Origin of the sequence: Alcanivorax quisquiliarum (assembly GCF_023051175.1) — a bacterium.
In the GTDB taxonomy this organism is placed as follows: domain Bacteria; phylum Pseudomonadota; class Gammaproteobacteria; order Pseudomonadales; family Alcanivoracaceae; genus Isoalcanivorax; species Isoalcanivorax quisquiliarum.
In genome coordinates, this window is sequence record NZ_JALKII010000004.1 from 105,640 (window position 1) to 127,562 (window position 21,923).

Sequence of the window (21,923 nt, forward strand, 5' to 3'; positions counted from 1 at the left end):
CAACAGTATTCTCCTGACTCTCTATTCTTCTGACTCTTGTATTCTTCTGGACAGCGGATCACGGCCGGATGCAACAGGCCATGATACCCGGATGCCCCTTGAACCGCGCCTCTGCCGCCCGCATCTCCGTGTTCATACCACCCACGTTTTCCGGGAGCCTGCATGACCCGCCTGCAAGACACCGCCTTCTCGATGCTCGATCTGATCCCTGTCCGCGACACCGGCAGCGAAGCCGAAGCACTGGCCGATTCGCTGGCGCTGGCGCGTCATGTGGAGGCATTGGGCTTTCATCGCTACTGGCTGGCGGAGCACCACAATATGGACGGCGTCGCCAGCTCCGCCACTGCCGTGCTGGCCGGCTATATCGCCGGCGGCACCTCGCGCATCAGGGTCGGCTCTGGTGGCGTGATGTTGCCCAACCACGCGCCGCTGGTGGTGGCCGAGCAGTTCGGCACGCTGGCCACGCTGTACCCCGGCCGGATAGATCTCGGCCTCGGCCGCGCCCCCGGCGCAGATCGCACCACGCTGCGGGCGCTGCGCCGCAGCCCGCTGGATGGCGAGGATTTCCCGGAAGAGGTGGGCGAGTTGCAACGCTTGCTGGGGCCGGTTCAGCCGGGGCAGCGGCTGGTTGCGGTGCCCGGCGCCAACACGCAAGTACCGATCTGGCTGCTGGGCTCCAGCCTGTTCAGTGCCCAGCTTGCGGCACAGCGCGGCCTGCCCTATTCCTTTGCCTCTCACTTTGCGCCACGCCTGCTGCACCAGGCGCTGCGCGTGTATCGCGATAATTTTCAACCCTCGGACGTGCTCGACAAACCGTACGCCATGGTTGGCGTGCCACTGTATGCTGCGCCCACTGACGAAGAAGCGGAGTTTCTGGCCACCACCGCCTATCAGCGTGCGCTGGCGCTACTGCGCGGGCACAGCCTGAAACTGGTGCCGCCAGTGCCGAGCATGGCGTCACGATGGCTGCCGCATGAGCAGGAAGCGGTGGGCAATATGTACGGCCTGGCAGTGGTGGGCGGCCCGGAGCGGGTACGTCAGCGGCTGGAAATGATCGTCGAGCAAACCGGCGCCGATGAGCTGATCTTTACCTGCGACATGTACGAGCTGGCGCACCGCCAACGAGCTTGCGACATCGTTGCGGCATTGCGAGAGGCAGCCTGAGCGGATCAGGCCCGCCGCTGTTGCCGCTTCAGGAACAGAATGCCCGCTGCCGGAATATGGGTGAGCCCGAACGCGCTGGCGAACACCAGCCAGCCGGGCAGCGCTGTCTGGTCTGCGACGGTGCTGCCACGGCTGAACATATAGCTCATCACGGCCCCGAACAGCAGCCCCACACCGATCAATATCACCCGTGTCATGCGCCGCTGTGCCGCCGAGGCGCTATGGTATGGCAAACGCAGGTGGGCATAAATCACCGCAACAAGCCCGACCAGCGTTACCAGCAACAGCACAACCGTCATTGTCCGTTCCTCCTTCCAGCTCGCAAACCAGCCTCGCAACTCAGGCTTGCAACAACGCCTTGATCCCAGCATCGCACAAGGTGCCTCTGGCACAGCCGCCGTCAGGTAAAAGCAGGTAAAACACCGAGTCGATGCGCGCAGCTGCGTTGCTCCCTGGCATAAGCCGTGGGCATAGTGACCGTAAGCAGGCCGCCGAGCGCTGTGCACCGTGAGCAACACGGCGCATCAGGCAGGCGGAGCCCGCAGTGCCAGGAGGGACAGCGCCAGGGCGGAGCGGAACCGAGCCATGCCGCCTCGCGATGGCATGGGCGACTTGCGATGGCAGCACCACGGAGCGGCACGGAGAAAAGCACCTATGCAGCACCCGCATGACACGTCGGCCGGGATGGCCGCGCCGCCGCTGCTGGCGCTATACCGCGATGTGCGCGCCCGCTCGCTGGATTATTGCGCGCCGCTGGCACTGGAAGATTACGGTTTGCAGGCGATGCCGGAAACCAGCCCGCCGAAATGGCATCTGGCACACACCACCTGGTTTTTCGAGACGTTTCTGCTGCAACCGTTTCTGCCCGGTTATGCGCCCTTCAATACCGCTTTCCGCTCTTTGTTCAACTCCTATTACAACAGTGTCGGCCAGCCTTTCAGCCGGGCGCGGCGAGGGCTGTTGTCGCGCCCGACCCTGGACGAAGTTCACGCCTGGCGCGTCACGGTGGATCGGGCCATGGCCCGGCTGCTCACCACACCGCATCCGCAACACACCGAGATTCGTCGCCGCCTGCTGATCGGCGCGCATCATGAAATGCAGCATCAGGAATTGTTTTTTACCGATATCCAGTACAGCTTGTCCTGCAATCCGCTGCGGCCGGCTTATCTGCCGCTACACCACACCTGGCTGGCCGAGACCGCCGCGCCGCCCTTGGCGTGGCAGGCGCTGCCGGGCGGTGTGTATCAGATCGGCGCCGAGGCAGTACAGACCTCTGCGTTCGATTTTGCCTTCGATAATGAGCTGCCCCGGCATCGCACATTCCTTGAACCGTTCGAGATTGCGGCGCGCCCGATCAGCAATGGCGAATGGCTCGCCTTTATGGCCGATGGTGGCTATCACAACCCCGAGCTGTGGCTTGCCGATGGCTGGGCAGCCTGCCAGGCGCAGCAGTGGCAGGCACCGCTGTATTGGGAGCACAGCCCGCACACAGGTTGGCAGAGCTTTACCTTGTACGGCATGCAGCCGATCGACCCGGCACGCCCGGTGTGCCATATCAGCGGTTACGAAGCAGACGCCTTTGCCCGCTGGGCCAGCGCCCGGCTTCCCACCGAGCAGGAATGGGAAACCGCAGTAAGCCAGCTCCCGCACAACAGCGAGCACGCCCAGTTCATCGATAGCGGCCACTACCACCCGCAGCCAGTGCGCGCGTCGCAATGGTTCGGCAGCGTATGGGAATGGACGGCGAGCAGTTATGCACCCTACCCCGGCTATCGCCCGCCCGCTGGCGCGCTGGGCGAGTACAACGGCAAGTTCATGTGCAACCAACTGGTGCTGCGCGGCGGCAGCTGCGTTTCCGACCGGCGCCAGCTACGCCCCAGCTACCGCAACTTTTTCTACCCGGCTGACCGCTGGCAATACAGCGGCCTGCGCCTTGCGCGCAGCGCCGCGCCACACTGACGGAGATCTCGGATGGCAGCCACGCCCGCGCCACAGCACCTTCAGCCCGCCTTCCACTACATCGACAGCGGCCCGGTAATACAAGACAGCACTACCGAGCTGCTGGCCGGCCTGCAAGGCAAGCCCCGGCGCATCAATCCCAAATATTTTTACGATGAACGCGGCTCGCAACTGTTCGAGCAGATCACACAGCAGCCGGAGTATTACCCCACACGCACCGAGCACGCTATTTTACAGAACCATGCGCACGATATTGCCCAGGTGCTGGGCACCGGGCGGGTACTGCTGGAACCCGGCGCCGGCAACTGTGAAAAAGTGCGGCTGCTCCTGGAGGCGCTACAGCCTGTTGCCTATGTGCCGGTAGATATCAGCGGTGATTTTCTGTGTCAGGCAGCGGCACGGCTGGCCGACGAATATCCCTGGCTGGGCATCACCGCGTTGCGGGCCGATTTCACACACCTGCCCTCGCTGCCCGACGGTCTGCCGGCGGCGCCACGCTGCCTGTTTTATCCCGGCTCCACCCTCGGCAATTTCACCCGCCCTGAAGCCCGTGCCTTTCTGCATCATGCGGCGCGGCTGGTCGGCGCCAACGGCCGGCTGCTGCTGGGTGTCGATCTGCACAAGGATCATCGCCAGCTTGATGCCGCTTACAACGACGCAGCGGGCGTGACCGCAGCGTTCAACCTGAACGTGCTGTCACATCTGAATCAACTGCTGGAAGCCGACTTCGATCCAGCCGGGTTTCGCCATCTCGCTGGTTATCATCGCGGCTATCGCCGTATCGAAATGTACCTGCAAAGCCGATACGTGCAGCGAGTGCGCTGCGCCGGAGAGATCGTGCGCTTGCGCCGGGGCGAGCGCATACTGACGGAGTACTCCTGCAAATACACACACGGAGGTTTCGAGCGCCTGGCGCGGGACGCCGGGCTGCGCATCAGCGGCTGCTGGCAGGATAGCGACGGGCTGTTTGCGGTCTTCGCGCTGGCGCCGCTGTGTCACTGACATCCGATCATCGTACCGCGGAGGGCACACCCATGACGGAACGCAAGGAATACATCGAACGCATCCGGGAAAAACTGGAGCAATGGAATACCGAGCTGACCCGGCTGGAATTACTGGCGCGGCAAGCAGGCGCCGAGGCCCAGCAGAAATGGGAGCGCCGCAAACCGGAGCTTGAACAGGTGCTGGCCGATATGGAGCAGCGCGTCCGCGATGCCCGCGATCAGGCCAGCGGCAGCTGGGATGCCACCCGTGCCCGGCTGGATCAGGGCTGGCAGAAAATAAATGTCGAACTGCGCGAACTGACCGAGCGACTGTTTCCCGGTAACTGATTCGCGGCAGCCGCCGGCAAGCAGGGTCACGTCAAAGACCCGGCCTGCCGTCCGGCACGCGCATGCCCCTGCCCAGGTCAGAGGAGGCCCTGGTTCAGCCAGAGGTGTGCCAGCACGCTGGCAATATAGCCAAGCATGATCACCGGCGCCCAGCGCAAATGCCCCATGAAGGTATAATGACCACGCGCCTGCCCCATCAAGGCCACGCCCGCTGCCGAGCCGATAGACAGCAAGCTGCCACCAACCCCTGCGGTCAGTGTGATCAACAACCATTGACCATGCGACATTTCCGGCATCATGGTCAGCACCGCGAACATGACAGGAATATTATCCACCACTGCGGACATCACACCGAGCGCTACGTTGGCGTAGGTCACATCCCACTGCGTGAACAGCACTTCGGATACCAGCCCCAGGTAGCCCATGAAGCCCAGGCCGCCGACACACATCACCACGCCATAGAAGAACAGTAGTGTGTCCCATTCGGCGCGCGCCACCCGACTGAACACATCAAAAGGCACGACGCTGCCCAGCCGGCGAAGTGCTTTCTCATCCCCTTTCTGCTCGGCCAGGGCACGCTTGCGCGCCAGCGAGCGCGGCAATGTCTTGCGCAGAAAGTAGCCAAAGAATTGCAAGTAGCCCAAACCGGTCATCATGCCCAGCACTGGCGGCAACCCGAGCAGCGAATGACACGCCACAGCGGTTGCTACTGTCAACAGGAACAACGCCAGGATACGGAACGCCCCGCGCTTGAGCTCCACCACTTCGTCGATGCTTTCCGGCGTACGGTTCGGCACAAACAGGCTCATCACCAGTGCTGGCACCAGGAAGTTGACCACCGACGGAAGGAACAGATTGAAGAATTCATAAAACTCCACGACGCCCGCCTGCCATACCATCAGCGTAGTGATATCCCCAAATGGGCTAAAAGCCCCGCCGGCGTTGGCTGCCACTACCACGTTGATGCAACACAGGTTGATGAAGCGGCTGTCACCCTCCGCAACCTTCAATACCACTGCGCACATAAGCATGGCGGTTGTCAGGTTATCTGCTATCGGCGAGATAAAGAATGCGAGCACACCTGTAAGCCAGAATAAACTACGATAACTGAAACGCTTGCGAACCATCCACGCCCGCAGCGCATCGAATACCCGGCGCTCTTCCAACGCATTGATGTAAGTCATCGCCACCAGCAGAAAGAGCATCAGTTCGGCAAATTCAAGCAGTGTGTGACGGAACGCCTGCTCGGATAGCTCTGACATGTCGTGGCTGACATAAACCGCGCCAATCAGAACCCAGATGATGCCGGCGGCAACAAGCACCGGCTTGGACTTTCGCAAACCCAGCTTCTCTTCACACATCACCAGTGCATAAGCGAGTACAAAGAGCACGATCGTTACATAACCGACCCAGGTCTGAGTCAGATCAATCTGGCCTTCAACAGCCAGCGCGGGAGTACTAAGTAAGGAGAGTAATGCAACAGAAAAGATGGAGCAGACAACCAACCACAACTTGCGGTACATGACGATCTCGCTCGGCAAACCACGCGGAGGAACAGCCCGGCCGTTTGAGGCGTCGCCGGCCAGGAGAAAGAGCCTCGCTGACAGGCCGGGAACGGTCGAGCCACGTTAGAAGCGGCGCGATGATAACACCAACACGGCAGCATCAGCCATGGTAAAGGCCTTTTACCGTGACCCATCGACCGCAGGCCGGCCCCGCGTCCATGTAGCGGGCAGTTGCTGCCTCGGCGCACCCGTACGGCCCGCAGCCCCTCACGCCGAGCCGGCTCCGGCGGCCACACCGGGCGCAGCCTTCGGCAGCGCCCGCGCTTACTTCAGGCGTGGGTTGGTCACTTTCATACGACGGCGAATACGCTCTTCGACGTTCAGCTCGCTGATCTCATCGGCCTCGAAGATATCCGCCCCGACCGGAGTGGAATCGTTGCGGTGGTAAAGATCCAGCAACAGCTGCCGACGATCCTCCGCCAACTCACGCAGCAACACCAGCATGATCAGGAACAAGACAAAGGTGAACGGTAGTGCGACCAGCAGAGACGCTGATTGCAGCCCTTGCAACCCGCTGGCAGCAATCAGCGTAATGCAAATTGCTGAAATGAGTACCCCCCAGGTCAGCCGCTTGTGCAATGGCGGGTTCAGCGAGCCGTCATCTGTCATCTGCGCCACTATATAGGTGGCAGAATCCACCGAAGTGACGAGAAACACGAAGATCAGCAACAGTGATAACCCTGACAGGAGCAAAGAGCCTGGCAGCACATCGAACATTGCGAACAACCCGCTTGGCACATCTTCTGCGACGGTATTGGCAAGCTGGGCCAGGCCGGTGGTTTCCAGATGCAGGGCGTAACCCCCGAATACCGCAATCCAGACGCAAGCAAACAACGGCGGCACAATCAGCACGCCGAAGACGAACTCCTGAATAGTGCGGCCACGCGAGATCCGTGCGATGAATGTGCCCACATAAGGCGACCAGGCAATCACCCAGGCCCAGTAGAATAACGTGAAGTCATTCATCCAGCCGGACTCGTCATCGGGCGGGATGGTAAGGCTCATCTGCACGAAGTTGCCGATATACGCACCCATTCCATTGATGAATCCGTCGAGAATATACAGCGTGGGGCCCGTCATCAGCAGGTAGAGCATCATCAGGATAGCGAAACCGATATTAAGGTTGCTAAGCCAGCGAATGCCGCGATCCAGGCCCGAACTGGACGACGCCGTATAGACGATAAACATCGCCGCAAGAATTATCAGTTTGCTGCCGAAGGAATCACTCCAGCCAAAAACGGTAGCCAGCCCGCCGTTCATCTGCAATACACCCAGTCCGAGGGAGGTAGCGATCCCCATCACCGTCGCGACTACGGCCAGCACGTTGAGTCCGTCAAGCAATGGCTGCGGCCGCTTTACCTTCGTCATCATCGGCTCGACCATGTTCGAGACCAGCCCTGGCCGCCCCTTGCGAAACTGGAAGAACGCAATGATCAGGCCGACCAGTGAAAACGCCGCCCACTGGTTCACGCCCCAATGAAAGAAGCTGTATTGCAGCGCCAGCTCTGCGGCCTCCGGTGTTCCAGGCTCAGCCAGGCCATGCGGCGGCTTGAGATAATGCAGCATCGGCTCGGCCATACCGTAAAACACCAGGCCGACGCCGAACCCGGCGGAAAGCAACATGCTCAGCCAGGAAAAAAAATCATAATCCGGTGTGCCGTCCTGCGGCCCGAGGCGTGTTTTGCCATAACGGCCAAACGCCAGAAAAAGCAGAAAGACGATAAACGCAAAGACAGCGAGCAGGTAAAACCATCCGAAAAACTGGCTGATGCGATGATGAAGGATGCCGGCGACATCGGCAAAATGATCCGGCCAGGCGGCCCCGGCGATCACCAGCGCAATGATGATCGCGGCGGAAATGACGTAAACCCGTTGAGAAGCAGACATGTGGCGGCGCAATCCTCCGTTCAATGGCCGCCGCATCCGTTCCCACGTGCGCCGGCAAGTACCCTGCCAGGCATTTCGAAGCGGCCGCGCCAGCGCCCTTGCGGGCGCCACCGCTTCAAAATCAGGAAAACCATAACCAACCTGGCCGGCATGTGCCACCGACACACCGTTTTTTTGAATGGTTTTTATATGGCCGGTACGCGCGCCATCCAGGGGCTTGCCTGCTCCAGCTGCGCAGCAAGGCGCAGCAGCTTGCCCTCGTCACCGTGATAGCCGATGAACTGCACGCCCATAGGCAGGCCGTTGGCACACCAGTGCAGCGGCACCGACATGGCTGGCACGCCGGTGACATTGCCCACTTGCGTGAAGGGTGTATAGCGGAGATTTTCGCGTGCCATCTTTTCCAGCATGCCGCTTTTCAGCACCAGCCGCGACGCGCCGACTTTCATCACCAGCCGGGCAGCGGTTTGCTGCCAAGCAGGGGTGGCCAGCTCGCCGATCTTCGCCGGCGGCATGGCCAGCGTGGGTGTGAGCCAGAAATCGTAGCGCTGCATGAATGCTGCCAGTTGCTGCGTATAAAGCTGCCAGCGCTGATAGTTTTCCACGTATTCGTTGGCACGAATGCTGCGCCCGAACGCAGCCATTACCAGCGTATCCGGCTCGAAGCCATCATCATCGCAGCCGGTCTGCTGGCGCACCAGATCGACGGTGGCGGCGCAATGGGAGAACCACATCTGCAACCAGTCGGCGGTCATTTGCTCGCCATCAATCTCCGGCTCGGCCTCTTCCACCTCGTGCCCCAGCGACACCAGCAGGCGCACCGCATTTTGCACCGCCCGCTCCGCCTCCTCATGCACCGGCGTGCCGATCGGCGAACGGACGCTGTAGCCGATACGCAGTTTCCCGGGCTCGCGCTGCACCTCTTCAAGATAGGGGCGCTCCGGCGGTGCCAGGCGGAACATCGCCCCCGGCTCGTCACCGTGGGTGGCATCCAGCAGTGCCGCACTGTCACGCACCGAGCGCGTGACCACATGGTTGATCGACATGCCGTGCATGGCTTCGGTGAACTGCGGCCCCCAGGGCGTGCGCCCGCGGCCGGGCTTGAGCCCGAACAGGCCGCAACAGGCCGCCGGAATGCGGATCGAGCCGCCGCCATCGTTGGCTCCTGCAAACGGCACCACCCCGGCGGCCACCAACGCGGCAGAGCCACCGGAGGAGCCACCGGGAGTGCGCTCGGTGTCCCAGGGGTTGCGCGTTGCACCCCAGGCAAGCGGCTCGGTGATGCCCTTGGCGCCGAACTCCGGCGTGTTCGTGCGCCCCATGATGACCACACCAGCCGCCTGCCAGCGCCGCACCAGCTCACTGTCTGCCGTAGCGCGATAGCCGAGCTGCTTGAGCGCCCGGTTGCCCATGGCATGTGGCACGCCGTCCATCTCCTGAAACAGATCCTTGACCAGCATGGGCACACCGGCAAAGGGGCCAGACAAGCGCCCGGCCGCACGGCGGCGTGCCTGCTCGTACAACGGCAGAATCAGGCCGTTAAGCGCCGGATTGACCTGTTCGGCGCGGGCAATTGCCAGCTCCAGCAATTCGCCTGGTGTCACCTCGCCCCGCTCCACCAGCGCCGCCAGCGCCAGCCCGTCCAGCTTGCGATATTCCTCGAAATTCATGCGCATATCCCTGGTTGTCATGTGGCGCCGGCTCCCCCCGGGCCGGCTCTTGTGATCATACCCAACACCCACCGCCGTACCAGCCCCCGGCCTGCGGCACCCGGCCCGGCTTGAGAGCGAGCGCTCCCCTGCCGCATACTGGCGCCCCTTGCCGACGCTGGCCGACGCCCTTGACCATGAACGACCCGCAGGCTGATCTGATTCCTCTTGCACAGCGCATTGACGCCCTGTTGCCGCAAACCCAGTGCGGCCAGTGCGGGCATCCCGGCTGCCTGCCCTATGCCAAGGCAATAGCGGCGGGGGCCGAGCACAATCTTTGCCCGCCCGGCGGCCAGGCCACCGCAGACGCACTGGCGACGCTGTTGCAGCGCCCTGTGCTGGCGCTGGATACCAGCGCCGGGCCGCATTATCCGATGCAGCGCTTGGCAGTGATCCGCGAAGACGAGTGCATCGGCTGCACCAAATGCATTCAGGCCTGCCCCGTGGATGCCATCGTCGGCGCCGCCCGGCTCATGCATACCGTGATTGCCGACGAATGCACCGGCTGTGAACTGTGCCTGCCGCCCTGCCCGGTAGACTGCATCGATATGGTATCAGTGCCGGATAGTGATGCAGCGGTGCAGACCCCGCGCGGCCGCGCCCGCGCCGATCATTTTCGGCGGCGTTACCAGGCGCGGCTGGCACGCCTGAACGCCCGGCAAGCCGCACGCAGCAAACGCCCGCGCCCGATGGTGCCGCCGCCGGCCTCTGCTGGCAGCGCCAGCCAGGATCAGCTCAAGGCGCTGCAAACCCGCTACAAGACCAGCCAGCGTTTGTGGCGCGAGGCCCATGCTGCGCTGCAACGCGCCGAGCGACAGGGCCAGGCCAGCCCCGCTATGGCCGCCCGCGTGGCCGACCTGCGCGAACAGGCGGACGCCTTGCGGGAGCAGATCGGCCAGCTTATGGACAACGCCCGGCAGCGCATTCTTGCCGACACGGGCCTAACCCTCGCTGCGCTGAAACAGCGAGCGGCGGAAACAGCCGTGGCGCTCGGCGCTGGCCAGCGTGCCCTCGTCACCGCTCGCGAGCGCGGCGACGAGACAGAGATACGGCGCCTGCAAAAGCAGCTGACGCGGCTGGCCACCGAAGCGGCCGCAGCCGAACGCACGCTCAACCGCGCACTTGATAATGCCGGGCTGGGTGACAGCACTTAACGAGCCCGCTCCACCCGCAGCTGCTGCGCCAGCATCCGCCGTGCCAGCGCCACCAGCTCGCCCAGGCTCGCCACCACACCATGCGGCCGATACGGGTGCTTGAGCGTGCCGGGGAAAATCTTGTCCAGCCAACTCTGCTCCCAGCCCGCTCCATTATAAAACAGCGCCGTCACACCCGCTTCGTGCGCTGCGATAATGTCGGTGGTGGAATCGCCCAGATACCAGCAACCCTGCGCCGGCGCATCCAGCTGCCGCAGTGCTTCAAGGAGCATGTCCGGTGCCGGCTTGCGGCGCGCCACCTCATCGCCACACACCATCACGTCAAACAGCGCCGGCCAGCTGCCAGCGTCCAGCTGTTGCAGCTCATGCAACATGAAACGACGGCTGCGATTGCTGATCAGTCCCAGCCGCAGCCCCAGCGCACGCAGACACTGTAATTGCGTGCGCGCATCCGGCTCCAGTGCATGCACCATGCCCACATAACGGTGATAGGCTGCATCAAACGCCTCATGGGCACGGCGCTTGGCCTGTTCGTTGTCGCCAAACAGCACCTCGAAAATATCTGTGCGGGAGATCTTGCGCTGGGCAACAATTTTCGGGTGAAGGTGACGGTGCTCCCGCACGTAGTGCACCAGTTTTGCATCTTCGAAGGTTTTCGCTTGTTCCGGTCCCAGCAGCTCGGTCAGCAGCCCCAACTCTGCCAATCGTGGCAGCACGTCATCGACCGCGTGATACATCGCATCGTGGGTATCCACCAGCGTCGCGTGCCAGTCGATCAGGATCACGGTCGGCCCGGCCTGCGGCTGTTGCAGGATTGCCATGGCAGCGTTGCTCCTTTTTTTACCCCGGCGCACTCAGTGTCGCGCCGGGGCCGGCACCTGAGAAGCACTCCGCGCCGCCACCGCTGGTCTTTTTACAGTCTCGCCTCGCAACGCACGGGCATTGCCGCGCTGGCGCGCAACACCGGCGTGAGAATGTCATAGAGAATGTTATACTTGCCCGTTGGCTCTGCCTTCGTCAGCGCGGCCTGGCACAGCAACGGCCGTCGCCGCCCGCATCCGCATCGACAACCAGCAAAACGACTATGAATCGGGAAAAACGTACTGAAATTTTCCGGCGCCTGCGCGAGCAACGCCCCAACCCGACGACAGAACTTGAATACAATTCCACTTTCGAGTTGCTGATTGCGGTCATCTTGTCGGCGCAATCCACCGATGCGGGTGTCAACAAAGCCACGGCGAAGCTGTTTCCGGTGGCGAATACGCCGCAGGCAATCTTTGCTCTGGGTGTGGATGGCCTGAAGCAATACATCAAGACCATCGGCCTGTTCAACAGCAAGGCCGAGAACATCATCAAGACCTGCCGCATCCTGCTCGATCAACACGACGGCGAAGTGCCACGCGAGCGTGCCGCGCTTGAGGCATTACCCGGTGTCGGCCGCAAAACCGCCAACGTGATTCTCAACACTGCATTCGGCGAGCCGGCCATGGCCGTGGATACGCATATCTTCCGCGTCGCCAACCGCACGCGCATTGCACCGGGAAAGAACGTGCTGGAAGTGGAACGCCGCCTGCTGCGGCTGATCCCGAGCGAATTTCTGCTCGATGCACACCACTGGCTGATCCTGCATGGCCGCTACACCTGTGTGGCGCGCAAACCGAAATGCGGCAGCTGCATCATCGAAGATCTGTGCGAGCTGCCGATGAGCCAGCGGCCCGAATACTGACGCCGCCAGCACCGATCAAACAATGGCTCATGCAAGCGCCGCCGCTGGTGCACTGCTGGCCCGATCATTGACAGCCGGGCGGGTTTGATCTGATTTTACCCGCCCATCCTGCGATGCCTTGCACTGGCGCGCTATGCTATGCGCCATTCTGGGAGGACACATGAACATTCACCCCCTGAGCCGGGCCGAGCTGGACGCGCTCGCCCGTGACGGCAAAGTGCTGGAGGCCGATGGCCACGGCGTGAAAGTGGTAGCGCTGCCGGACGGCCGCATCCTGAAATTCTTTCGCCGCAAACGCCGCTTCAATCGCGATCTGCTGGCGCCGGCGGCATTGCGCTTTGCACGCCACGCCCTGCGCTTGCAGCGCCTTGGTATCCCCACTCTGCGCGTGGACAGCCTGCACCGGGTAGCCGGCGAACCTCATAGCGTGGCGGTCTATCAACCGCTGGCTGGCAGCACCTTGCGCGAGCTGCTGCGTGACGGCCATGCATCACCGCAGTTGATGTATCGCGTGGGCGCTTTCCTGGCGCTGCTGCATCGCAAGGGTGTTTTTTTCCGCTCGGTTCATCCCGGCAATATCATCGTCACACCGCAGCAGCACTTCGGCCTGATCGATCTGCTCGACATGAAAGTGCGCCCGTGGTCGATGTCTCGCTGGGCACGCCGACGCAACTGGCTGCATTTCTTGCGCACACCGCAAGACCGGCCGTTCCTTTCGCCTGCGCTGCTGGATGCCGTCATCCTCGGTTATGTGGATAACGCCGACCTACCGCAACGGGAGCTGGCAACGGTCGGCAGCCATGCCTGGGGCAGCTATCAGGCCGCCGGACAAACTGCCTCGCAGCACAGCGGGCGCCCAGGCTCCGGCGCCTGATTCACCGGCCATCAGGGTGCGATGGGCACCTCGCCCTCGATGGCCGGCTCTGCCTGAAGAATATCGTTGGTGAACGTCTCGACCTGCTGCGCCACACCTCGCACTTCCTCAAAACGGGCGATATGAAAAAGTGCTTCGCCCTCGTTCACCAGCGGCAAATTGTCACGCCCGATCAGGATGCCGGCGCAGGGGGAGCGCACTTCGATTTCTTCGTCGGTAAACGGGCTGCTGATGCGCCCGAGCAACTGCCCTTCACGGATGCGCGCACCCAGCGCCACCAGCGCACGGAACACACCATCACAATCGGCACGCACCCAGGTGGAGCTGCCCGCCACGGTCGGCTTTACCGTAGACGGCGTCGTGCGGCGATCGGCAAGCATGCCCAGATGCCGCATCACGTTGATCACCCCGCGCACGCCCACACGAATCGACGCCTCCTCGAAACGCAACGCTTCGCCGGCTTCGTAGGTAATCACCGGAATACCCTGCGCCTCGGCCACTTCACGCAAGGTGCCATCCCGCAATACCGAGTTCAGCACCACTGGCACGCCGAACGCATCCGCCATGGCGGCGGTTTCTGCACTGGCCAGGTTGGCGCGTATCTGCGGCAAATTGGAGCGGTACACAGCGCCGGTGTGCAGATCAATCGCATGAGTGGCCCGATCCAGCACCCGGGTTTTGAACAGCCACGCCATGCGCGCACCCAGGCTGCCGGTTTCGGAGCCCGGGAAGCAGCGGTTGAGATCGCGCCGATCCGGCAGGTAGCGTGATTTGTGAATAAACCCGAATACGTTGACGACCGGCACGGCGATCAAGGTGCCGCGCAGCCGTTTCAATGCCGCCATACGCAACAGGCGGCGAATGATCTCCACACCGTTGAGCTCGTCACCGTGGATCGCCGCACACACCAGCAAGGTCGGCCCCGGTTGGCGGCCATGCACGACGTGCACCGGTATATTCAACGGCGTTTGCGTATAAAGCTGTGCGGCCGGCATTTCCACCACCGCACTCTGCCCCGGCGCGGCCACCACGTCGCCAAGCTCGAATGGTTGCACTGTCATCCCTTGATGCCTTTGGTAGCGGTACGGTGCGGGCGCGCCGCTTTTTCCAGAAAGCTGACAATCATGCCCGCCACATCCTTGCCAGTGGCCGACTCGATGCCTTCGAGGCCCGGCGAAGAATTCACTTCCATCACCAGCGGGCCATGGTTGGAACGAAGAATATCCACCCCAGCGACGTTCAAACCCATGATGCGCGCAGCTCGCACAGCCGTGGCGCGCTCCTCGGGCGTGATACGGATCAGCGAAGCGCTGCCACCGCGATGCAGATTGGAGCGGAACTCGCCATCTTTCGCCTGACGCTTCATCGCGGCAACCACTTTGCCGTTGATGACAAAACACCGGATATCTGCACCACCGGCTTCCTTGATGTATTCCTGCACCATGATGTTCGCCGACATGCCCATGAAGGCTTCGATAACGGATTCAGCCGCCTGCCGGGTTTCCGCCAGCACCACGCCGATGCCCTGCGTGCCTTCCAGCAGCTTGATGACCAGCGGCGCGCCGCCGACCATATTGATCAGATCGGGAATATCATCCGGTGCATTGGCAAAGCCGGTCACCGGCAGGCCCACCCCTTTGCGCGCCAGCAATTGCAGCGAACGCAATTTGTCGCGCGAACGGGTAATCGCCACCGATTCGTTGACCGGAAACACGCCCATCATTTCGAACTGGCGCAGCACGGCACAGCCGTAGAAGGTGATCGACGCACCGATACGCGGAATCACCGCATCGAAGCCCTCCAGCGTGCGGCCCTTGAAATGAATTTCAGGCTTGTGCGACACCATGCTCATGTAGCAACGCAAGGTATCAATGACATGCATTTCGTGGCCGGCCGCTTCGCCAGCCTCAACCAGGCGCCGGGTCGAGTAGAGCCTCGGGTTCCGGGAAAGAATTGCAATTTTCATAAGGGCTCACGTTGATTGCCGCCTAACAGGAAGGATGCTTGCGGGTTCACACACAGCCCGTGCATGGCGGTGCGCCCCAGCAACATCCGGAATTTCATCGTTTCACGATCGGTCAGGGTGATTTCGATCGGCCAGTGCCGACCGCCCATGGCGATATCAGCTTGAATGACAATCCGCTCCTCGCGGTGGCCACCGGAATCGGTCACCTGACGCCGATCCAGCACCGGGCAGACACACTCCTGCTCCAGTTCTGTATTGTCTTGCAGCGGATGAATGCGAAAGCGCACCCACTCCCTGCCATCCTCGACGAAAGTGTTCACCTCGAACGCGTGCAGCGCCGAGGTGCGCGCGCCGGTATCCACCTTTACCTTGATAGCGCGAATACCCAGCCCCGGCAGGCTGGCCCATTCACGCCAGCCTACATGTGTCGGCGACCGCGTCGGATGTGGCGTCGACGAGGGTGCCGACTTCATGCGTCGCGCCTGCCGAGCAATTCGATCCGGTAACCGTCCGGGTCTTCCACAAAAGCGAGCACGGTACTGCCATGCTTCATCGGGCCGGGCTCGCGCACAATGCGCCCGCCACGCTCGCGAATGCGCTCGCAGGCCGCATAAACGTCGTCTACCTCGAGCGCGATATGGCCGTAACCATTACCCAGCTCGTAGGCGCTGGTGTCCCAGTTCCAGGTCAGCTCCAGTGCGGCGCCATCCTGCTCGTCCTGGTAGCCGACAAACACATTGGTAAAGCGTCCTTCCGGGTACTCCTTACGACGCAGCTCACGCATGCCCAGAACATCGGTATAAAAAGCGACGGAACGTTCCAGATCGCCCACTCGAATCATCGTATGCAGTATGCGCATGTCATTCCTCTGGTTTTCCTTTGGCTCAGGGCACCATGACCAGTATCAGCGGTGTGTATCGCAGTTGCATTACCAGCAGAACAGATTTTGCAAACTGAAATGCCCGGCAAATACCGGGCATTTCAGCATCTTGCAGCAGGTATCCGTTGCGGATACCGGTATTTACTTCATCTTGCGGCCCGCACGTGCGGCAATGCGCAGGCGCAGCGCGTTCAGCTTGATGAAGCCTTCGGCGTCTTTCTGATCGTAGGCACCGGCGTCATCATCAAAGGTCGCGATGCTGGCATCGAACAAGCTGTCTTCCGAACGGCGCCCCACCACGATCACGTTGCCTTTGTAAAGCTTGATACGAACTTCGCCATTGGCGTTCTGCTGCGTTTCGTCGATCAGCTTTTGCAACGCCAGGCGCTCCGGCGACCACCAATAGCCGTTATAAATCAGCTCGGCATACCTCGGCATCAGGCTGTCTTTCAGGTGCGCAGACTCGCGATCCAGCGTGATCGATTCAATCGCACGGTGGGCGCGCAGCATGATGGTGCCGCCAGGTGTTTCGTAGCAGCCTCGTGATTTCATGCCCACATAACGGTTCTCGACGATATCCAGCCGGCCGACCCCGTGCTTGCCGCCCAGGCGGTTCAGCTCGGTCAGCACTGTCGCCGGGCTCATCGCCTCGCCGTTGATGGCGACGATATCGCCTTTCTCAAAGGCAAGATCGATATATTCGGCTTCGTCCGGTGCTTTTTCGGGGCTGACTGTCCAGCGCCACATTTCCTCCTCGGCCTCGGCCCAGGGATCTTCCAGAATGCCGCCTTCATAAGAAATATGCAGCAGGTTGGCATCCATCGAGTAAGGTGATTTGGTGCCCGCTTTCTTGAAATCCACGGGAATATCATGCTCTGCGGCGAACGCCATCAGCTTCTCGCGGCTGTTGAGATCCCATTCGCGCCAGGGCGCAATCACCTTCACACCGGGTTTCAGCGCATAGGCACCCAGCTCGAAGCGCACCTGGTCGTTACCCTTGCCGGTGGCACCATGGGACACTGCATCGGCGCCTGTTGCTTCGGCGATTTCCACCAGACGCTTGGCGATCAGCGGCCGGGCAATCGAGGTGCCCAGCAGGTATTCACCTTCATAGATGGTGTTGGCGCGGAACATCGGAAAAACATAGTCACGCACGAATTCCTCGCGCAGATCTTCGATGTAGATTTCCTTGATGCCCATCGCCTCGGCTTTGGCACGTGCCGGCTCCACCTCTTCACCCTGGCCGATATCGGCGGTAAAGGTCACGACTTCACAACCATAGGTCTGTTGCAGCCACTTGGCGATAACCGAGGTGTCCAGGCCACCTGAATAGGCCAGCACCACCTTCTTGATATCCGACATGAAGACTCCGCGTTAACAATAAAGACTCAGTGAGGGTCAAAGTGGGCGCCATTGTACCGTTGCCGGCGCGGCCCCGACAGCCCCGGCCCGCTTCGCACTGCCAACTATCCCCGGATTCCGGTAGCATTGCCCTCCAATCTGTACGGAGCCGTCATGTCTGACAATCGTCCCAGCCTTGCCCTGCGTTTCCGGGGCTACTTGCCTGTAGTGGTAGATGTTGAAACCGGGGGGTTCAACGCGCACACGGACGCGCTGCTGGAAGTCGCCGCGGTAACGCTGGAGATGGATCACGAGGGCCTGCTGCGCCCGGCCCAACGGGTGCACTATCATGTGGACCCGTTCGAGGGCGCCAATATCGATCAGGCAGCGCTGGATTTCACCGGCATCGACCCCTGGAACCCGCTGCGCGGCGCGGTGCCGGAAGACATGGCCCTGCGCGGCGTGTTCGAGGCGGTGCGCAAGGCGGTCAAGGCGGCGCACTGCAAGCGCGCCATTCTGGTCGGCCACAATGCCTTTTTCGATCACGATTTCCTGAAAGCCGCCGTGGTGCGCAACGATCTCAAGCGCGATCCATTTCATCCGTTTTCGTGTTTTGATACCGCCAGTCTGGCGGGCCTGGCGCTGGGCCAGACGGTGCTGGCGAAAGCCTGTGAAATGGCGGGCATCCCGTTCAACCAGAGCCAGGCCCACTCAGCGCTTTACGATGCCACCCGCACCGCAGAGCTGTTTTGCACCATCGTCAATCGCTGGCGCCAACTTGGCGGCTGGCCGCCCCCCCCGCCCACCGAGCTGCCGCCCACGCTGGCTAGCAAGAACAGCGATTTCTGATAGCGCAGGGATAAAGCAGGGATGGCCCAGGCATAGCGCAGATGCGGCACAGGCCGGCTGCGAGCTGCGCAGCTCGCCCGGCCTCAGCAGCTGGAACGTCGCGCTGAATGCAGGGCTTGCAACAGTAGCGCTTAACGCCCGCTGCCGCCGTCAGGCAACATCGCCGGGCCATGTCCCGGCAGCAATATTTTCTCCGGCCGCGCTACCGGATCGGGGTGAATGATAATTTCCGCCCCCGGCATCCGCTGCCGCAGCGCCTGCGCGACATTGACGATAATGTCGTGCGCCTGTTCCAGCGACAGCTCCTTGTCCAGCTCCACATGCACCTGAATGAACACCGTCCGCCCGGAGAGCCGGGTGCGCAGGTCATGAAATCCCATCACGCCGGGCTGCACACCAATAACCGCTGCGATGCGGTTGCGCTGGGTGTCGTCCAGCTCGCGATCCAGCAACAACTGCACCGCAGCATGGCCAATCTGCAACGCGGCCACCAGCATGAAAGTGCCCACCGCCAGGGCAACCAGCGCATCCGCCCGCAGGAAGCCGAAACCGGCTGCAACGATGGCACCGATAATGGCCACGTTCATCAGCAGATCGCTGACATAATGCAGTGCATCGCCGGCCACGGCGGTGGAGCCGGTGCGGCGTATCACATGGCGCTGGTACAGCACCAGCGCCAGTGTCAGCACAATCGATAGCACCATCACGCCAATCGCCATCCCGGTCGCCTCCACCGGCTCCGGGTGAATCAGCTTGCGGCCCCCTTCGATCATCAGCAGCACGGACGACACCGAAATGAAGGCCGACTGGCCCAACCCGGCCAGCGCCTCGGCCTTGCCGTGCCCGAAGCGGTGCTCGGCATCCGCCGGTTGCAGGGAATAACGCACCGCGATCAGCGTGACCAGCGAGGCGCCGCCATCCATCAGCGAATCCACCAGCGACGCCAGCAAGGCCACCGACCCGCTTTGCCACCAGACCAGCGCCTTGCTGACGATCAAGGTCACGGCCACCAGGGTGGAGGCCAGCGTTGCCCGGCGCATCAGGCGGGCAGCCTGCTGCGGCGAAGTCTCGGAAGGCATGGTTCAGGATCTCCGTGGTAAAACCGAGCCGGGATCGACCGGCTGACCGTCCCGGCGCACCTCGAAATGCAATTGAGTACGAAAAGTACCGGTGGCGCCCATGGTGGCGATCCGCTGCCCGGCGCGCACCGGCTCGCCCTCGCGCACCAGCATTTCATCGTTATGGGCGTAGGCGCTGAGCCAGCGGTCGTTATGCTTGATAATCAACAGGTTACCATATCCCGTCAGGCCATTGCCGCGATACACCACCACCCCGTCACTGGCGGCCAGCACCGGATCGCCGTCGCGGCCGGCAATGCTGATGCCGCGCTGCCCGGCGCGCTGGCTGAACGTGCTGATAACCTGCCCGTTGGCTGGCCAGCGCCAGGTGACAGGCCCAGTGCCGCTAGGTGTACTGCTGCCGGCCGAAGGGCCCTGCGAGGGCGCCGGGGTGCTGGCTACCGGCGGCGATGGCTGCGGCGGCTGCGAGGGCCGCGTCGCCGGGGGGGGAGTCTGCGATGCGGGCGGGCGTGTGGATGGTGTGGGTGTGGCCACCTGCTGCTGCGGCTGGCGATCCAGGTGAATGCGCTGGCCAGGGTGAATGGTGAAAGGTGCGCGGATGCCATTGGCCGCCGCCAGCTGGCGATAATCCCAGCCATACCGCCAGGCAATGGAAAACAGCGTATCGCCGCGCACCACAACGTGGCTGCCCTGGGTAATCTGGCTCGGGCGGCTGCTCATCTGGCCGCCGCCACGTGGGCCACTGGCATTGTATTCGACTACCGGGGCGTAGCTGGCGGCGCATCCGCCGGTCAGCATGGCCAGCACGGCGAGCCAGCGATAGCTCAAGAGTTCACCGTCCCTGACGCGGGGTTCTCCTGATTATGCCTGTCTCGGCCTGAAAACAGCCAGACCAGAAGTGCAGCCGCTGTCGCCGCGATGATTGCCGCCGGCAGCATGGCCGGTTCGCCAGTCGCCATACTGTAGCCGGCCGGCGTCAGCCACTGCTCGGCCGCTGTTTCGCCGGGCACCGCCACGCGCCAGGGCCAGAGCTTGACGAGTGAGCCGGCCATGAAGCCCGCCGCCAGCGCCATCACCACATCGTGGTAATGTAGCAGCAGCCAGCGCAGCAGGTGCACAAAGCCGAGCATGCCGCAGGCACAACCGGCGGCAAACGCGGCGATCAACGGCAAGTCGAAGCCGTTCAATGCCTGGAGCACGGGCGCATACATGCCCAGCAGCAGCAACACGAAAGTGCCGGAAATACCGGGCAGCAACATGGCACAGATGGCCAGCGCACCGGACAGGAAAAACACCAGCGGTGTCAGCCCCAGCGCGCCCAGGCCAGGCTGCAGGCTGACCCAGACGCCCGCCATCAGGCCCGCCGCCACCCAGCACCAGTTGCGCAGGCGACGCATCGCCAGTGGCCTTAGCACGACCACGACGCCAACCAGAATCAGGCCGCAAAAAAACGCCCACAGCGGCACCGGCCAGCGCTCCATGACCCAGATGATCAGACGAGCCGCCGGCACGATGCTGGTCACCATGCCCGCCAGCAGCACCAGCAGAAAACCGAAATTGGAGGCCCGCCAGAACGCTTTGAAACCCTGCTCGCGCCAGATGCGCAGCAGCGACGGGCGAATGCCACCCAAGGTGAGAATCAGCTCTTCGTAGATGCCGGTGATCAGCGCCAGTGTGCCGCTGGAAACGCCCGGTACGGTTTCCACCGCCCCCATGGCCATGCCGCGCAAATAAACGCCTCGCCAGCGACCGCTCATTTACCGGATTCCTCTCTGGAAGGGAACAAAACGCACCTGTTCGAGCTTGCGCTGGCGATAATCGTTCCCCTCGCGGTCGATCACGGTGAGATACTGGCTATCGGCCTCGCCTACCGGCATCACCAGCCTGCCGCCGTCAGCCAGCTGCGCGAGCAGATCGGCCGGCACATCGGGCCGGCCACAGGCGGCCAGAATGCCGTCGAAAGGCGCCTCGGATGCCCAGCCCAGGCCGCCATCGGCATGGCGCAACTGCACCGCCGCCATGCCCAGCGCCTGCAAGCGCTTGCGTGCCAGATCCTGCAACGGACGAATGCGCTCCACCGACCATATCTGCGGGCATAGCACCGCCAGCACAGCGGTCTGATAACCGGAGCCGGTACCCACTTCCAGCACTTTTTGCGGAATGCCCTTTTCGATCAACAGCTCGGTCATGCGCGCCACCACCCATGGCTGCGAGATGGTCTGCCCGTGGCCGATCGGCAAGGCGGTATCGTCATAGGCCTGGTGTGCCAGTGCTTCATCAATGAACAGATGGCGCGGGGTGTTGCGAATCACATCCAGCACGCGGGGGTCTGCGATGCCCTTGTCGCGCAGCCGTGCCACCAGCCGCTCGCGTGTGCGTGCGGATGTCATGCCGATTCCTGCGCGATCCAGCCCTGTCATGTCAGCCCCCAATGTTTTC

At 62.4% G+C, this 21,923-nt stretch carries 22 protein-coding genes; 8 read left to right on the forward strand and 14 right to left on the reverse strand.

Translation table 11 applies throughout. The features are described from left to right. Window positions 1-162: 162 nt before the first annotated feature. Entirely contained in the window at window positions 163-1,164 is a 1,002-nt protein-coding gene (locus tag MU846_RS07815; protein WP_246951377.1) for an LLM class flavin-dependent oxidoreductase, read from the forward strand. Window positions 1,165-1,169: 5 nt separating this feature from the next. Here MU846_RS07815 and MU846_RS07820 read toward each other — a convergent pair whose 3' ends face one another. Then, the gene (locus MU846_RS07820; protein ID WP_246951379.1) at window positions 1,170-1,463 is read right to left on the reverse strand and encodes a hypothetical protein; all 294 of its coding nucleotides are present in this window, start codon (window positions 1,461-1,463) and stop codon (window positions 1,170-1,172) included. Window positions 1,464-1,818: 355 nt separating this feature from the next. On the opposite strand from MU846_RS07820, the gene egtB reads away from it, so the two are divergent. The 3 genes from egtB to MU846_RS07835 are packed head-to-tail and all read left to right on the forward strand — an operon-like array spanning window position 1,819 to window position 4,454. Next, a complete protein-coding gene (egtB, locus tag MU846_RS07825) occupies window positions 1,819-3,123 on the forward strand; it encodes an ergothioneine biosynthesis protein EgtB (protein WP_246951382.1) in 1,305 nt (434 codons plus the stop codon). Between the two features lie 12 nt (window positions 3,124-3,135). Then, the gene (egtD, locus tag MU846_RS07830) at window positions 3,136-4,125 is read left to right on the forward strand and encodes an L-histidine N(alpha)-methyltransferase (RefSeq protein ID WP_246951384.1); all 990 of its coding nucleotides are present in this window, start codon (window positions 3,136-3,138) and stop codon (window positions 4,123-4,125) included. 32 nt (window positions 4,126-4,157) lie between these two features. Then, window positions 4,158-4,454: a sll1863 family stress response protein gene (locus MU846_RS07835; protein ID WP_246951386.1), complete on the forward strand. Its 297-nt coding sequence runs from the start codon at window positions 4,158-4,160 to the stop codon at window positions 4,452-4,454. Window positions 4,455-4,531: 77 nt separating this feature from the next. On the opposite strand, the gene nhaD is transcribed toward MU846_RS07835, so the two are convergent. From nhaD to MU846_RS07850, 3 genes are all read right to left on the reverse strand, one after another. After that, entirely contained in the window at window positions 4,532-5,977 is a 1,446-nt protein-coding gene (gene nhaD / locus MU846_RS07840) for a sodium:proton antiporter NhaD (protein ID WP_246951388.1), read from the reverse strand. Window positions 5,978-6,283: 306 nt separating this feature from the next. Beyond that, window positions 6,284-7,906 (reverse strand): BCCT family transporter, encoded by a 1,623-nt coding sequence (locus MU846_RS07845; RefSeq protein ID WP_246951390.1) that lies wholly within the window; start codon window positions 7,904-7,906, stop codon window positions 6,284-6,286. A 185-nt stretch (window positions 7,907-8,091) separates the two neighbouring features. Next, window positions 8,092-9,597 (reverse strand): amidase, encoded by a 1,506-nt coding sequence (locus MU846_RS07850; protein WP_246951392.1) that lies wholly within the window; start codon window positions 9,595-9,597, stop codon window positions 8,092-8,094. A gap of 155 nt (window positions 9,598-9,752) precedes the next feature. Between MU846_RS07850 and MU846_RS07855 the strand changes: the two genes are divergently transcribed. Then, window positions 9,753-10,769 (forward strand): RnfABCDGE type electron transport complex subunit B, encoded by a 1,017-nt coding sequence (locus MU846_RS07855; protein WP_246951394.1) that lies wholly within the window; start codon window positions 9,753-9,755, stop codon window positions 10,767-10,769. Here MU846_RS07855 and MU846_RS07860 read toward each other — a convergent pair. Continuing rightward, entirely contained in the window at window positions 10,766-11,590 is an 825-nt protein-coding gene (locus MU846_RS07860) for an HAD family hydrolase (protein WP_246951396.1), read from the reverse strand. The genes MU846_RS07855 and MU846_RS07860 overlap by 4 nt on opposite strands. Before the next feature lie 263 nt (window positions 11,591-11,853). Between MU846_RS07860 and nth the strand changes: the two genes are divergently transcribed. Then, window positions 11,854-12,495, forward strand: a complete 642-nt coding sequence (gene nth, locus MU846_RS07865; RefSeq protein ID WP_246951398.1) for an endonuclease III — start codon at window positions 11,854-11,856, stop codon at window positions 12,493-12,495. A gap of 160 nt (window positions 12,496-12,655) precedes the next feature. Next, window positions 12,656-13,369: a BUD32 family EKC/KEOPS complex subunit gene (locus MU846_RS07870; RefSeq protein WP_246951400.1), complete on the forward strand. Its 714-nt coding sequence runs from the start codon at window positions 12,656-12,658 to the stop codon at window positions 13,367-13,369. Between the two features lie 11 nt (window positions 13,370-13,380). On the opposite strand, the gene MU846_RS07875 is transcribed toward MU846_RS07870, so the two are convergent. The 5 genes from MU846_RS07875 to MU846_RS07895 all read right to left on the reverse strand — a co-directional run bounded on the left by MU846_RS07875 (window position 13,381) and on the right by MU846_RS07895 (window position 17,577). Beyond that, window positions 13,381-14,430 (reverse strand): succinylglutamate desuccinylase/aspartoacylase family protein, encoded by a 1,050-nt coding sequence (locus tag MU846_RS07875; RefSeq protein WP_246951403.1) that lies wholly within the window; start codon window positions 14,428-14,430, stop codon window positions 13,381-13,383. Then, window positions 14,427-15,335 (reverse strand): 30S ribosomal protein S6--L-glutamate ligase, encoded by a 909-nt coding sequence (gene rimK / locus MU846_RS07880; protein ID WP_246951405.1) that lies wholly within the window; start codon window positions 15,333-15,335, stop codon window positions 14,427-14,429. The genes MU846_RS07875 and rimK overlap by 4 nt, the downstream gene beginning before the upstream one ends. Further along, window positions 15,332-15,808 (reverse strand): ATP-dependent zinc protease family protein, encoded by a 477-nt coding sequence (locus MU846_RS07885; RefSeq protein ID WP_246951407.1) that lies wholly within the window; start codon window positions 15,806-15,808, stop codon window positions 15,332-15,334. The genes rimK and MU846_RS07885 overlap by 4 nt, the downstream gene beginning before the upstream one ends. Then, the gene (gene gloA, locus MU846_RS07890; protein ID WP_246951409.1) at window positions 15,805-16,194 is read right to left on the reverse strand and encodes a lactoylglutathione lyase; all 390 of its coding nucleotides are present in this window, start codon (window positions 16,192-16,194) and stop codon (window positions 15,805-15,807) included. Before gloA ends, MU846_RS07885 begins: the two co-directional genes overlap by 4 nt. A gap of 162 nt (window positions 16,195-16,356) precedes the next feature. Further along, the gene (locus MU846_RS07895; RefSeq protein WP_246951412.1) at window positions 16,357-17,577 is read right to left on the reverse strand and encodes an argininosuccinate synthase; all 1,221 of its coding nucleotides are present in this window, start codon (window positions 17,575-17,577) and stop codon (window positions 16,357-16,359) included. Window positions 17,578-17,730: 153 nt separating this feature from the next. On the opposite strand from MU846_RS07895, the gene rnt reads away from it, so the two are divergent. Continuing rightward, on the forward strand, window positions 17,731-18,405 hold the full coding sequence (rnt, locus tag MU846_RS07900) for a ribonuclease T (protein WP_246951414.1): 675 nt from the start codon (window positions 17,731-17,733) through the stop codon (window positions 18,403-18,405). 131 nt (window positions 18,406-18,536) lie between these two features. Here the strand turns inward: rnt and MU846_RS07905 are convergent, their stop codons facing one another. From MU846_RS07905 to MU846_RS07920, 4 genes are read right to left on the reverse strand one after another with little or no spacing between them, the layout of a single operon-like run. Further along, window positions 18,537-19,484, reverse strand: a complete 948-nt coding sequence (locus MU846_RS07905; RefSeq protein ID WP_246951416.1) for a cation diffusion facilitator family transporter — start codon at window positions 19,482-19,484, stop codon at window positions 18,537-18,539. A gap of 3 nt (window positions 19,485-19,487) precedes the next feature. Continuing rightward, window positions 19,488-20,312: a peptidoglycan DD-metalloendopeptidase family protein gene (locus MU846_RS07910; RefSeq protein ID WP_246951418.1), complete on the reverse strand. Its 825-nt coding sequence runs from the start codon at window positions 20,310-20,312 to the stop codon at window positions 19,488-19,490. Continuing rightward, a complete protein-coding gene (locus MU846_RS07915) occupies window positions 20,309-21,241 on the reverse strand; it encodes a DUF368 domain-containing protein (protein WP_246951420.1) in 933 nt (310 codons plus the stop codon). The genes MU846_RS07910 and MU846_RS07915 overlap by 4 nt, the downstream gene beginning before the upstream one ends. Beyond that, window positions 21,242-21,904 (reverse strand): protein-L-isoaspartate(D-aspartate) O-methyltransferase, encoded by a 663-nt coding sequence (locus MU846_RS07920; RefSeq protein WP_246951423.1) that lies wholly within the window; start codon window positions 21,902-21,904, stop codon window positions 21,242-21,244. It abuts the gene before it with no gap. Window positions 21,905-21,923: the final 19 nt, after the last annotated feature.